This is a genomic window from Thermomonas carbonis (genome assembly GCF_014396975.1).
GTDB classification, from domain to species: domain Bacteria; phylum Pseudomonadota; class Gammaproteobacteria; order Xanthomonadales; family Xanthomonadaceae; genus Thermomonas; species Thermomonas carbonis.
In genome coordinates, this window is the sequence record NZ_CP060719.1 from 142,426 (window position 1) to 155,424 (window position 12,999).

General features: G+C 65.8%; 11 protein-coding genes. 3 read left to right on the top strand and 8 right to left on the bottom strand.

The window, feature by feature from the left end; all coding sequences use genetic code 11:
- The 4 genes from H9L16_RS00705 to H9L16_RS00715 form a co-directional block, all read right to left on the bottom strand.
- On the bottom strand, nucleotides 1-1,257 hold the full coding sequence (locus tag H9L16_RS00705; RefSeq protein ID WP_187552721.1) for a DUF819 family protein: 1,257 nt from the start codon (nucleotides 1,255-1,257) through the stop codon (nucleotides 1-3).
- Nucleotides 1,254-1,376, bottom strand: coding sequence for a hypothetical protein (locus H9L16_RS16320; RefSeq protein WP_267904690.1), 123 nt, complete (start codon nucleotides 1,374-1,376; stop codon nucleotides 1,254-1,256). The genes H9L16_RS00705 and H9L16_RS16320 overlap by 4 nt, the downstream gene beginning before the upstream one ends.
- Nucleotides 1,373-3,433: an alpha/beta hydrolase family protein gene (locus tag H9L16_RS00710; protein WP_187552722.1), complete on the bottom strand. Its 2,061-nt coding sequence runs from the start codon at nucleotides 3,431-3,433 to the stop codon at nucleotides 1,373-1,375. The genes H9L16_RS16320 and H9L16_RS00710 overlap by 4 nt, the downstream gene beginning before the upstream one ends.
- Nucleotides 3,434-3,503: 70 nt before the next feature.
- Nucleotides 3,504-5,486: an OPT family oligopeptide transporter gene (locus tag H9L16_RS00715; RefSeq protein ID WP_187552723.1), complete on the bottom strand. Its 1,983-nt coding sequence runs from the start codon at nucleotides 5,484-5,486 to the stop codon at nucleotides 3,504-3,506.
- 107 nt (nucleotides 5,487-5,593) lie between these two features.
- Between H9L16_RS00715 and H9L16_RS00720 the strand changes: the two genes are divergently transcribed.
- Nucleotides 5,594-7,366 carry a peptide MFS transporter gene (locus H9L16_RS00720; protein ID WP_187552724.1) on the top strand — a complete coding sequence of 591 codons (1,773 nt, stop codon included), beginning with the start codon at nucleotides 5,594-5,596 and terminating at the stop codon, nucleotides 7,364-7,366.
- Nucleotides 7,367-7,452: 86 nt separating this feature from the next.
- Nucleotides 7,453-9,465, top strand: a complete 2,013-nt coding sequence (locus H9L16_RS00725; protein WP_187552725.1) for a M13 family metallopeptidase — start codon at nucleotides 7,453-7,455, stop codon at nucleotides 9,463-9,465.
- Between the two features lie 88 nt (nucleotides 9,466-9,553).
- Here the strand turns inward: H9L16_RS00725 and H9L16_RS00730 are convergent, their stop codons facing one another.
- On the bottom strand, nucleotides 9,554-10,225 hold the full coding sequence (locus tag H9L16_RS00730; protein WP_187552726.1) for a rhomboid family intramembrane serine protease: 672 nt from the start codon (nucleotides 10,223-10,225) through the stop codon (nucleotides 9,554-9,556).
- Nucleotides 10,226-10,269: 44 nt separating this feature from the next.
- Entirely contained in the window at nucleotides 10,270-10,632 is a 363-nt protein-coding gene (locus H9L16_RS00735) for an MGMT family protein (protein WP_229796572.1), read from the bottom strand.
- A gap of 39 nt (nucleotides 10,633-10,671) precedes the next feature.
- On the opposite strand from H9L16_RS00735, the gene H9L16_RS00740 reads away from it, so the two are divergent.
- The gene (locus H9L16_RS00740; RefSeq protein WP_187552727.1) at nucleotides 10,672-11,082 is read left to right on the top strand and encodes a hypothetical protein; all 411 of its coding nucleotides are present in this window, start codon (nucleotides 10,672-10,674) and stop codon (nucleotides 11,080-11,082) included.
- An 81-nt stretch (nucleotides 11,083-11,163) separates the two neighbouring features.
- Here H9L16_RS00740 and H9L16_RS00745 read toward each other — a convergent pair whose 3' ends face one another.
- Nucleotides 11,164-12,285, bottom strand: coding sequence for an inorganic phosphate transporter (locus H9L16_RS00745; RefSeq protein WP_187552728.1), 1,122 nt, complete (start codon nucleotides 12,283-12,285; stop codon nucleotides 11,164-11,166).
- 12 nt (nucleotides 12,286-12,297) lie between these two features.
- Nucleotides 12,298-12,924 carry a DUF47 domain-containing protein gene (locus tag H9L16_RS00750; RefSeq protein ID WP_187552729.1) on the bottom strand — a complete coding sequence of 209 codons (627 nt, stop codon included), beginning with the start codon at nucleotides 12,922-12,924 and terminating at the stop codon, nucleotides 12,298-12,300.
- Nucleotides 12,925-12,999: the final 75 nt, after the last annotated feature.

Here is a 12,999-nt window from a genome sequence, read left to right on the forward strand (position 1 = left end):
TCAGCCGCCCGCCATCGCCTGCAGCATCAGTCCGGTCAGGTAGGCGCAGTAGGTTCCCAGCACGTAGCCCAGCACCGCGAGCAACACGCCCACCGGTGCCAGCGCGGGATGGAAGGCGCTGGCCACCACCGGTGCACTGGCCGCCGCACCGATGTTGGCCTGCGACCCCACCGCCATGAAGAACAGCGGCGCGCGGATCAGTCGCGCGACCAGCAGCATCAGGCCGGCATGCACCGAGATCCAGATCAGGCCCAGCAGCAGCAGGAACGGCTTGTCGGCCAGCGCCTTCAGGTCCATCTGCATGCCGATTGTCGCGATCAGCACGTACAGGAACACCGTGCCGATCTTCGACGCGCCGGCACCCTCGAGTTCGCGCGCACGCGTCAGGCTGGCCACGATGCCGATGGTGGTGGCGATCACCACGATCCAGAAGAAGCGCGAATCCAGGCTGTAGTCCTGCAAGCGCCACTCGAGCGGCAACGACTTGATCCACGCCACCAGCGGCTCCGCCAGGAAATGCGCCAAGCCGGTGGCACCGATGGCGACCGCGAAGATCATCACCAGGTCGGTGGTCGAGGCGATCCGCGCGTGCTGGGCCTGGTAGCTCGCCATCCGTTGCTTGAGCGTTTCGATGGCGGAGGTATCCGCCTTGAGCCAGCGATCCCATGCCTCCGCGCGCGAGGCCATGAACAGCAGCGTGGCCATCCACAGGTACCCCACGATCACGTCGACCGCGGCGAACTGCCCGAACAACGTGGCATCGACTTCGAAGACTTCCTTCATCGCCGCCTGGTTGGCCCCGCCGCCGATCCAGCTGCCGGTCAGCGTGGTCATGCCGCGCCAGGTCTCCCCGGCGACGGTCTCCGGGTGGATGACGCCCATCGCGGTGAACGACACCAGCGCGCCCAGCATCACGCCGACAGTGCCGGTCAGGAACATGATCAAAGCCTTCGGCCCGAGCTTGGCGATGCCACCGATGTCCATCGACAAGCAGAACAGCACCAGCGATGCAGGCAGCAGGTAATCGCGCGCCATCGGATACAACCCCGAGCCTGCGCCATCGATCAGGCCGAAGCTGTTGGCGATCGCCGGCAGCAGGTAGCAGGGCAGGATCGCCGGCACCACCGCGTAGAACTTCTTCCAGAGGCCGCGCTCGCGCGAGGCGCCCCAGAACACGAAGCCGAGGATGATGGCCAGCAGCCCGAGGACGGCGGCATCGTTGCTGATGAATGCTTGCGGCGCGGCGGCGACGGTCATGGCTTCTCGCGATGTTGCGGTTGTGTTGGAACGACGGCGAGACCGTCGGGTGATTCGCGTAGCGGCATTTCGAGCCGCGTAGCGAACGCACGACGGTAGGCGCCGTCGAGCAGGATCATTGCCCGATGTGCTGCTTCAGCCAGCCGTTCACCGTGTCATGCCATTGCACGCTGTTCTGCGGCTTCAGCACCCAGTGGTTCTCGTCCGGGAAGTACAGGAATTTCGATTCGATCCCGCGACGCTGCAACGCAGTGAACACGGCGATGCCCTGCTCCGCCGGGATGCGGTAATCCAGCTGGCCGTGGATGACCAACATCGGCACCGTCCAGTCCTTGACGTGGTTGACCGGGTTGAACTGTTCGTAGTTCTCCGGCACGCCGTACGGCGTGCCGCCTTGTTCCCACTCGGTGAACCACAGCTCCTCGGTGGCATAGCCCATCGCGCGCTGGTCGAACACGCCATCGTGGGAGACCAGGCACTTCCACGGCTTTTGCCAGACGCCGGCGATCCAGTTGACCATGAAGCCGCCGTAGCTCGCGCCGAGCGCGCAGGCTTTGTCGCCATCGAGGAAAGCGTACCTCTGCTGCGCCGCGGCCCAACCTTTCTGCAGATCTTCCAGGGGGCGGTCGCCCCAGTGCCCGCTGATCGAATCGGTGAACTTCTGCCCGTAACCGGTGCTGCCGTGGAAGTCGATCATCACCACCGCGTAGCCTTGTCCCGCATAGGTCTGCGGGTTCCAGCGATAGCTCCAGCCATCGCCGAAGCTGCCCTGCGGGCCGCCGTGGATCAGGAACGCGACCGGGTATTTCTTGCCGGCCTCGTAATTCCAAGGCTTCACGACGTAACCGTGCACGGTCTCGTTGTTCCAGCCGATGAAATTGAACTGTTCGTACTCGCCCCAAGCCACGTCCGGCAGCATCTCGCCCGCGCTCGGAGTGATCGCGCGCAAGGGAGCCTTGCCGTCGTCGCTGCTGGTGTAGATCACGTCGCCGCTCTTCATCGAATTGCGCGAGATCGCCAGCGTCGGCCCGGCGAGGTCGAACGACGACACGCTGCCGTCCTTGACCACGCTCTCCACTTCGCCGTTGGCTAGCGAGACGCGGAACAGCGGATGCCGTCCGAGTTCCTGCGCAGTGGTGTAGATCCACTTGCCGTCGGCGGACAGGGTGATGCCGTCGGCGGAAGCGTCCCACTTCGATGCGATTTCCTTTGTGCTGCCGGAGACAAGATCCATCGCCATCAATGCGAACCGATCCGCCTCGAAGCCCGGGCGCTGCATCGCCCGGTAATAGAGCGTCTTGCCGTCGGCGCTGAACACCGGGCCGGCATCCCAGGCAGGATTCTTCGCGGTGAGATTGCGCGCGGCGCTGCCGTCCGCGTTGACCAGCCAGATGTCGAAGTTGGTGCTCCACGGCTCTTCGCGATTGGCCTGGCGCACGCTCATCGCGACCTGCCTGCCATCCGCCGACCAGGCGAAATCTGAGAGATCACCGAATGGCTTTGACGGGATGTCGCCGGCGATATCGCCGCTCAACAACGTCGCGTTCCTGACCATGTCGCCGCCGAGCTTCGCCGCGAACACGCGGTTGAGGCGGCCGTCGTTCCACGTGTCCCAGTGGCGGATGAACATGCGGTCGAAGACCTTGCCGGTGGTCTTCAGCGCTTCGACCTCGTCGAGCTTCTTCTTCGTGCAATCGAGGTCGGCCTTGCAGTCCGGGAACACCGCCAGCGCCAACGCGACATGGGTGCCATCCGGCGACAGCTTGTAGCCGTCGACGTCGACCGCGGTATCGGTGAGTCGCTTCGGTTCGCCACCCGCGAGCGGCATCGAATACAGCTGCATCGAGCCCGACTTCGCGCTCATGAAGTAGACCGTCTTGCCGTCCGCCGAGAACCCCGGCGAATTGACGTTCCAGCCGTCCGGCGTGAGCCGTGACGGCGGGCGGATGTCGCGCGTCACCAGGTTGCGCATCCACAACGACGTGCTGGCCTTGTTGGTCGACTCGTCGACCACGCGCTTGGCGAACACCAGCACGCGGCCATCCGGCGACAACGTGGGCGAGGAATGGCGATCGAGGTAGGCCATGTCGCGCACCTCGAAGCCGCGCGCAGCGTCGGCGACGGCGGGCAGCGACAGCGCAAGGGCGAGCGGCAGGATGGCGTGGCGAAGGTTCATGGCGGTTGTCCGTGTCTCGAAAAGACGTGCTGAAAAAAAGCGCCCGCGACAATGCGCGGGCGTGGGTGGATCAGGCGGCGTTCGGGTTGGCCTTCGCACCGGTGCGATACAGCAACCAGGCGACCACCGCGAGGATGGCCAGGCCGACATACTTGCCGAACTGCAGGTTCTCCGGCAGCGCGATCACGTCCGGACGGCCCGTCGCCACAATCGGAATCGCGATAAGGATGCCCATCAGCGCTTCGCCGGTGATCAGGCCTGCGGCGAACAGCGTGCCCGGGCGATGCAGGCGATCGCGCGCGGACTCGTCGGCGCTGCCGACCATGCCGTGGCGACGCTCCACCAGGTACGCGAGCAAACCACCGAGGAAGATCGGCACCATCAATTCCAGCGGCAGGTAGATGCCGATCGCGGCGGCCAGCACCGGCACCCGGAAGGTCTTGCCGGTCGCCTTCAGCCATTCGTCGAGGGCGATGATCACGGCACCCACGCCGGCACCGATGGCGATGATGCCCCAGGGCAATTCGCCGCCGAACATGCCCTTGGCCACCGATGCCATCAGCGTGGCCTGTGGTGCGGACAGCGAATTCGGATGCTCCGCGGTCGGTGCACCGATGCCGTACGCCTGCGCGAGGAGGTTCAGCACCGGCGCCATGATCAGCGCGCAGGAGAACGCGCCGATGCCGAGCATCAACTGCTGCTTCCACGGGGTAGCGCCGACGATGTAGCCGGCCTTGAGGTCCTGCAGGTTGTCGCCGCCGACCGCCGCCGCGCAGCACACCACCGCGCCGATCATGATCGCGGCGACGGCGCCGATCGGCGACTCGCGCCCGAGCAGCAGCATCAGCACGACGGAGGCGAACAGGATCGTCGCAATGGTGATGCCGGACACCGGGTTGTTGCTGGAGCCGACGAGACCCGCGAGGTACGCGGACACCGACACGAACAGGAAGCCGGCGATGATCATGATGATGGTCATCAGGATGCCGATCGCCCACGGGCTGGTCACCGAGGGATCCGCCGCGACGATGGCGTGGTACAGCAGCGCCAGCGGCAACACGAAGATCACCAGCGCGATCAGCATCCACTTCATCGGCAGGTCGCGATCGGTCTCGGCGATGTTGGTGTCGGCGCCCTTGCGCGCGGCGGCGATGCCGCTGCGCACGCCGGACAGCAGCGACTTGCGCAGCGAGAACAACGTCCAGATACCACCGATCAGCATCGCGCCGACGCCGAGGTAGCGGATCTTGGTCGACCAGATCGCAAAGGCCGCTTCTTCCGCGCCGGCGGTCGCGATGCTGGCGGCAAGCGCGGGATCGGTGCCCTGGAACATCGCGTGGTAGATCGGGATCGCTATGTGCCAGGACAGGATGCTGCCGGACAGGACCACGATGCCGATGTTCAGCCCGACGATGTAGCCGACGCCAAGCAGTGCCGGCGACAGGTTGGTGCCCATGTAGCCGAGGTACTTGCCGAAGAAGCCGGCGCCTGCGGCGGTATCCGGGATCAACTTCATGCCACTGGCGGCAGCGGCCTTGATCAGCGCGCCCAGCGCGGCGGAAAACGCGAGTATCTTCAGGCCCGGACCGGGGTTCTCGCCAGCTTTCAGGACTTCCGCAGCGGCCTTCCCTTCCGGGAACGGCAGAGGATCCTCGACGATCATCGAGCGCCGCAGCGGCACCGAGAACAGCACGCCGAGCAGGCCACCGAGGCCGGCGATGGCGAGCACCCATGAATACCGGAAGTCCTGCCAGTAGCCGAGGATGATCAGCGCGGGGATCGTGAAGATCACGCCGGCGGCGATCGATGAACCGGCGGATGCGCCGGTCTGGACGATGTTGTTCTCGAGGATGGTGCCGCCACCAAGCAGGCGCAGCACGCCCATCGACACCACCGCTGCGGGGATCGCGGTGGCGATGGTCAGGCCGGCGAACAGGCCCAGGTACGCATTCGCGGCGGACAGGATCATCGCCAGCACCACCGCAAGGATCACTGCGCGGACCGTCAACTGCGGTGTACCGGGACCTGCTGCTTTCACGCCGGAACTCGACATCGTCACCCCTCCCAGGGCCATGCAATCGACGAAACCTAGCGGCTGGGGCTTGGCAAGTCCAGTGCGCGAACTCCTTCATACTCCTCGCCGACCAAGGGAAGCTGCGCATGTCCGCCATCATCGACAACACGCGCGACGACTTCCTGGGCCATCCCAAGGGTGTCTACGTCTGCTTCTTCACCGAGATGTGGGAGCGCTTCTCGTTCTACGGGATGAAGGCGCTGCTGCTGCTGTACCTGACCAAGTACCACCTGTTCAGCGACACCGGCGGCCTGAACCTGCTGGGCGCGTACGGCGGGCTTGTGTATTGCCTGCCGGTGTTGGGCGGTCTGCTGGCCGATCGGTGGCTGGGCATGCGCAAGGCGGTGGTCTTCGGCGGCGTGCTGCTGGTGCTGGGCCATCTGGGCATGGCCGTGGAAGGCGAGCAGGCACGCAAGGTCGGCGACACCATCGTCCGCGACGATGCCGCGTTGCTGGTGTTCTATGGTTCGCTGGCGCTGATCATCATGGGTGTGGGCTTCCTCAAGCCCAACATCTCGGTGATCGTCGGCAAGCTGTATGCCGATGACGATCCGCGCCGCGATTCCGGTTTCTCGCTGTTCTATGCCGGCATCAACCTGGGCGCGATGCTGGCCTCGCTGGTCTGCGGCGTGCTTGGCGAAACCTATGGCTGGAAGTACGGCTTCGGTGCCGCCGGCGTCGGCATGCTGGCCGGGCTGGTCATGTTCCTGTGGGGCCAGAAATACCTGAACGGCATGGCCGAACCACCATCGCCCGAACGCCTGCGCGATCGCGTCGCCGGCATCCAGCGCGAATGGGCGATCTATCTCGCCACCCTGCTCGGCCTGCTGCCGATCGCCGGCCTGATGTGGGCCACCGGCAACGATGCCTTCACCCTGTCCATCGGCGTCGATCTCACCCTGGCGCAATTGCTGATGCTGGCCGTACTGGCGGTCGTGCTGGCGTGGTTCACCCGCTTCGTCCTGCGCGACTGCAGCCCGCGCGAACGTGGGCAGATGCTCACATTGATGGCGCTGATCTTCATCGCGCTGCTGTTCTACACGCTGTACGAGCAGACCTATGGTTCCTGGGTCATATTCACCGACCGCCTGCTGACCAAGGACTTCTTCCCGTCGCTGGTCATGGCCGATGGCTTGCCGTTCGCGTACTTCGTCGTCTGCACGCTGCTGCTGCCGGCAGCCTTCATGCTGGCCATTCGCTGGCAGTCACGCAGTCCCGGTTCGCGCCTGCCCACGCTGGTATTTCTTGGCGCGGCCGCGGTGACCCTGCTGATGGTGATCGGGATGGTGATCCTGCGGCCGCAGACGGCCGGCTCGCTCACCTTCATTTCCGGCATCTTCATCCTCTGCTTCGCACCGTTGTTCTCGTGGCTGTGGAGCTGGCTGGACCGGCGCGGCCGCAATCCGGGCAAACCGCTGAAGAGCGTGCTGGGCCTGCTGTTCGGCGCGCTGTCGTTCCTGCCGCTGTATCTGGCCGCGCAGGGCGCGGGCGATGCCGGCACGTTCGCCAGTGTGTGGTGGCTGGTGCTGGCGTATGCGCTGCTGCAGGTGGGCGAGATCTGCCTCTATCCGGTCGGCCTGTCCGCGGTCACGCAACTTTCGGTGCCGCGGGTCGCCAGCCTGATGATGGGCACCTGGTTCCTGGCCACTGCATTCTCGGAGTTGCTGGCCGCCAAGCTGGGCACCCTGGCGTCGATCGATGACCCCGGCGCAATCGCCGAACACTCTTCGGCATGGACCAGCGCGGCATCGACCTATGGCGAGTATTTCTGGAGCCTGGCATTGGGCGGGCTGGCCTGCACCGTGTTGGCTGCGATCGCCCTGCCCTGGCTCAATCGCGGGATGCACGGCGTCAAGTAACGCGCTGCGGATGCCGTCCGCCGATCAGCGGTCGCTTACCGGGCCGCTGCTACACTCGGCCACCCGTTCGATCCGAGACCCGCTGCATGCCGACCACGCGCCCGCTTGCCTTCGCCCTGATCGTCGCCCTCGCCGCCGGCAGTGCCGCGCCCGACAGCCTCGCCGCGAAGAAGCCGGCCGCAAAGAAGAAAGCGCCTGCGGTCGCGCTGGCCTGCTCGGATTTCCATGCCGAGGCCAACAAGGCCTGGCTGACCGCGAATCCGATGCCGCCGTCCGGCGCGATTTCCGCGCTCGGGCAGCTGACCGCACGCGCGCAACAGCAGCAGCGCGAATTGCTGGACGCCGCGATGCAGTCGCCACAGGGCAACGTGCAGAAACTGCTTGGCGATTTCTGGGCCAGTGGCCTGGACGAAGCCGCGGTCGAACGCGACGGCGCCAATCCGGTCGCACCGCTGTTGCAGCGCATCGACGGCATCCGCAAGCCGAAGGATGTGGCACCGGCGATCGCCGCGCTGCACCAGGTCGGCATCCCGGCGCTGTTCAATTTCAGCGCCGACCTCGACCTGCGCGCGCTGGATCGCCACGTGGGCTACTTCAGCCAGGGCGGCCTCGGCCTGCCCGACCCCGCGTACTACTCGCGCAGCGACGCCGACACACAGGCGTTGATCGCGCGCTATGCGGATTACATCCGCAAGATCCTGACCCTCACCGGCATCCCCGCGCAGGACCTGGAGCGGGAAACTGCGTTGGTACTCGATCTCGAGAAGCGCATCGCCGCCAGTGCGCGTCCATTGGTAGAACTGCGCGATCCGAGGACCAATTTCGCGCCGGTCGCCACGGCCGGGCTGGGCAAGCAATACCGCAACCTGCAACTCGACGCCTTCCTCAAGGCACAGGGCGTCAATGACGACACCGTGTCGATGGCCAACCCGGCGATGTTCGCCCAGCTCGATACGCTGGTCGGCAGCCTCAAGCCCGCGCAGTGGAAGACCTACCTGCGCTGGCGCGTGGGCGATGCGATGGCACCGCACCTGGCCAAGCCCTGGCGCGATGCGGCCTTCGATTTCCGCGGCAAGATCCTGCTCGGCCAGACCGAACCCGCGCCGCGCTGGCAGCAGGTGCTGGACGCGATCAACCTGGCCGCCGGCCCGATGCTGGGCCGCGAGTACGCCGCACGTTACCTGCCCGATGCGACCCGCCAGCAGGCGATGGCCGTCGCCAGCCAGGTCCGCGATGCGCTGCAACGCAACGTCGATAACAGCACCTGGCTGGGCGAAACCGCCAAGCAGGAAGCGCGCAAGAAGATCGGCAAGATGGGTATCGAGATCGGCACGCCCAAGCGCGACCTCGACTACACGGTGCAACCGATGGGCCGCGGCAGCTTCGGCAGCAACATGCTGATCGCCTCGACCTGGCGGCATCGCGAGGAAATGAAGCGGATCGGCCGCGGCAATGCGGAACGTCGCTGGGACGTGCTGCCGCAACAGCCCGCGCTGGCCTACGATCTGGCCCACAACCGGCTGATCGTGACCGCGGCGATGCTGCAGGCACCGGTGTTCGACCCGGCGATGCCGCTGGCCAACCAATACGGCGCGTTCGGCGCGCTCGTCGGCCACGAACTCAGCCATGCCGTGGACGGACGCGGCAGGATGATCGACGCCGGCGGCAACGTGCGCGATTGGTGGACCGGCGCGGAAGCGGCCGCCTGGGATGCCACCGCACAGCGCGTGATCGCGCTGTACGACGGCCTGACCTATCCGCAACTGCCGGCGATCAAGGTCAACGGCAGGCTCACCCGCGACGAGAACGTGGCCGACCTGGCCGGCCTGGAACTGGCGCGCGCCGCCTTCGTGACCGCCGAGCCGACCGGCGGCACTACCGCGGACAAGGCGTTCTACACCGGCTGGGCGCAGGTCTGGGCGCAGCAGGTCACCGCCGAGGAAGCGCAGCGTCGCTCGCTGCAGGACGTGCGCGCGCCGGGGCAGTGGCGCACCAACGCCCCGATCATGCAGCAGGCTGCGTTCGGCAGCGCTTACGGCTGCAAGGTCGGCACGCCGATGCAGCCGAAACCGGAAGCGCGGATCAGCGTGTTCCACTGATTCGCAGCATGTTCCGCTGATCGCTTGCCGCAACAAAAACGCCACGTGGAAACGTGGCGTTTTTCATGGCGAGTCGAAGCGCACTATTTCACGATGCGCATCCGAGGCGGGGCGGCTTCGGACGCCCCCCAAACGGCGGTTGCCCGCGCCAGTAGCGGATCAGCAACCAGCCGAACAGCATGCCGCCGAGATGGGCGAAATGGGCCACGCCGGGCTGCAAGCCGGTCAGGCCAAGCGACAGCTCGAACACGCCGTACAGGATCACCAGTGTGCGCGCCTTCATCGGGATCGGCGGGAACAGCAGCATTACCCGCTGGTTGGGGAACAGCATTCCGTATGCCAGCAAAAGGCCGAATACGCCGCCTGACGCACCAACGGTCGCATACGGTTCTTGCCCCTGCGACACCGCCATCGAACCGACCAGCAACTGGCACAGGCCGGCACCCACAACACAGACCAGGTAATAGGTCAGGAAGCGCCGTTCGCCCCAGGTGTATTCAAGCGGCGCACCGAACATCACCAGCGCCAGCATGTTGAACGCGAGGTGGAAGAGATTGGACGGATCGTGCATGAAACCGTAGGTCAGCAATTGCCACGGCATGAACGATGGCGCGGCACCTGACGGGTCGTACAGGCTGTCGCCCAGCGGCCACAGCTCGAACAGCTGCATCCGCGCGTCGCCGAGCAACCACTGCAGGACGAAGCCCGCGATGTTGGCGATCAGCAACAGCTTGGTGATTTTTGGCAGGTTGAACGGCATCCGTGCGCGCTTCGATTTCGTTGCAATGCATCATACGCGGCGACTCAACGCGGCCGCCATACCGCCGCATCCAGCGAATCATCCGATTCGGCGATGCGCACGCGCCCGTTGCGCACCTCCACCCCTTCCGCACGCAAGCGCCGGGACTGCTCCTCGAAACCCGGCGATCGCGCCGGAAACGCGATGCGTCCATCCGAGCGCAGGATCCGGTGCCAAGGCAGTGCGGAATCTTTGTTCTGGCCGAGGACGCGGGCCACCAGCCGCGCGCGCCCGGGCAGGCCGGCACGTTGCGCGATATGGCCATAACCGGCCACCGATCCATGCGGCACCGCGCGGATCGCGGCCAGGATGCGATCCGCCGCGGGCGCATCCGTAACAGTCGTGTCTCGAGCAGGCTTGTCCGGCATCCGGGTTAGCATAGCCACATCCCCCGACACCGACCCGCGATGGACAACTTCGAACAGATCCGCAGCCACCTGGTCTCCTCCGGCTACAAGCTCACCCTGCAGGATCCCTTCCTGGCCTGCGTCGAGCTGTCGCTGTCGAAAGGCCGCCGCCACCAGGCGATCTTCCTCTCCGAACTGCAGGACGATGACGGCCGCAACTACCTGCGCGTCAGTACCGCGCTGGCCCCGATCACCGGCATCGACGCGCGCCGTGCGCTGGTATTCAACTGGGAAAACCGCGTGGGCTACCTGGCCATCGGCGAACTCGACGGCGTGCCCTACCTGCAGCTTTGCGAGAACCGTCCCTACGACTGCGTGGACGCCGCCGAGATCGACCGGCTGGTGCTGGAGATCGGCGGCACCGGCGACGAGATGGAACGCAAGATGTCGGCGAACGGCGACTTGCTGTAACGCAGGCTCGCACGATCGCGCTGCAACGAAAACGCCGGCCATTAGCCGGCGTTTTTGATTGCCGATGTCACGCAGCCCGCATCAGGACCAGCCCACCGCATCCAGCAAACGCCACAGTCCATAGGCGATCCCGCCCGCAGCCGGGATGGTCAGGATCCACGCCCACACGATCCGCTCGATCACGCCAAGCTTGAGCTTGCGCGGGTTCTTGGCGAAGCCGACGCCCATGATCGCGGTGGAAATGCTGTGCGTGGTCGACACCGGCATGCCGAAGTGCGCCGCGGTCACCAGGATCGTGGCCGAGGCGGTTTCCGCGGCGAAGCCGTCGATGGTCTGCAGCTTCACCATCTTGTGTCCGAGCGTCTTGATGATCCGCCAGCCGCCGGCGGCGGTGCCGGCGGCCATCACCAGCGCGCAGGTCGCGATCACCCAGCTGTCGATGTCGTCCTTGCCGCCATCCGGATGCAGGAACGACAGCCATGCCGGCAGGTTGTCGAGCGTGCCTGCCGCCTGCGCGCCGAAGATCGACAGGGCGATGATGCCCATCGTCTTCTGCGCGTCCTGGCGGCCATGCGCGAAGCCCATGTAGGCCGCGGAGACCAGCTGCGCCTTGCCGAAGAAGGCGTTCACCCAGCGCGGTTTGGCCAGCCTCGACAGCGGCCGCCCGGCCTTCATCAGCGAGGCGATGATCAGGTACAGCAGGGTGATGATGCCCACGCCAAGCAGGAAGCCCGCCAGCGGCGAGGTCACCATCGGCACCACCACCTTCCACAGCAGGCCCTTGTTGCTGGCCCAGTCGCCATCGCCCGCCTTCGACCAGATCAGCGACGCCCAGTCGTTCTGCGAGGCCGCGAACGCCGCGCCGCACAGTCCGCCGATCAGCGCATGCGAGGACGACGAGGGCAAGCCGCGCCACCAGGTGATCAGGTTCCAGATGATCGCGCCCAGCAGGGTGCAGATCAGCACCTGCGAGGTGACGTTGACCACCTCGGTATCGACCAGGCCGGATGCGATGGTCTTGGCCACCGCGGTGCCCATGAAGGCACCGATCAGGTTGGTGGTGGCGGCGAGCATGATCGCCTGCCCCGGGGTCAGCACCTTGGTGGCGACCACGGTGGCGATGGAGTTGGCGGTGTCGTGGAAACCGTTGATGAATTCGAACACCAACGCGGCAACGATCACCACCAGCACGAGGGTCAACATCGCGGCGGCCCGTCAGCTGTTCTTGAGGACGATCTGGTAGGCCACCACGCCGGCCTCGCGGCAACGGTCGATGGCCTTCTCCAGGATCTCGAAGAACTCCTTGAGCAGGAACATCTGCAGGCTGTCCAGCTTGCCGGAATAGATTTCCCGGTACAGCTCCAGCATCAGGCGGTCGGCTTCGTTCTCGATCGAGCGCAGCTTGTCGTTGAGCGCGGTCATCCGGTCGATGTCGAGGCGTATCAGTTCATGGACCATTTCCACTACCACGCCCGCGGCCTGCTCCAGCATCGCCGCACGCGGGGCGAAATCGATCTGCTCCAGGTGCTGGGTGGCCAGCGCGTAGCGATCGGCGAACTTCTCGACCTGCTTGGGGATCTTGTACAGCGCCGAACCCAGTGCTTCGATGTCCTCGCGCTCGATCGGGGTGATGAAGCTGTCGACCAGGGCCTGGCCGATCTTGTCCGACGCGGCGCGCTCGCGCTGCCTCGCAAGCTTGAACTCGTCCAGCGCGGGTTGGCGGTCGGCCGCTTTCATCATCACGTGCAGCGCCTTGGCGCTGTCGTAGGCGGCCGAGGCCGCTTCGTCCAGCAAGAGGTAGAACTGCTTGCCGGAACCGAAAATCGTCTGCAGGGAGAACATGGTGGAGCCTGCGCTGGGGCGAATGGGCGGAATTATGACCGCTCGGTGACAGTCGTGCGTACCCGCGGCCCTGAT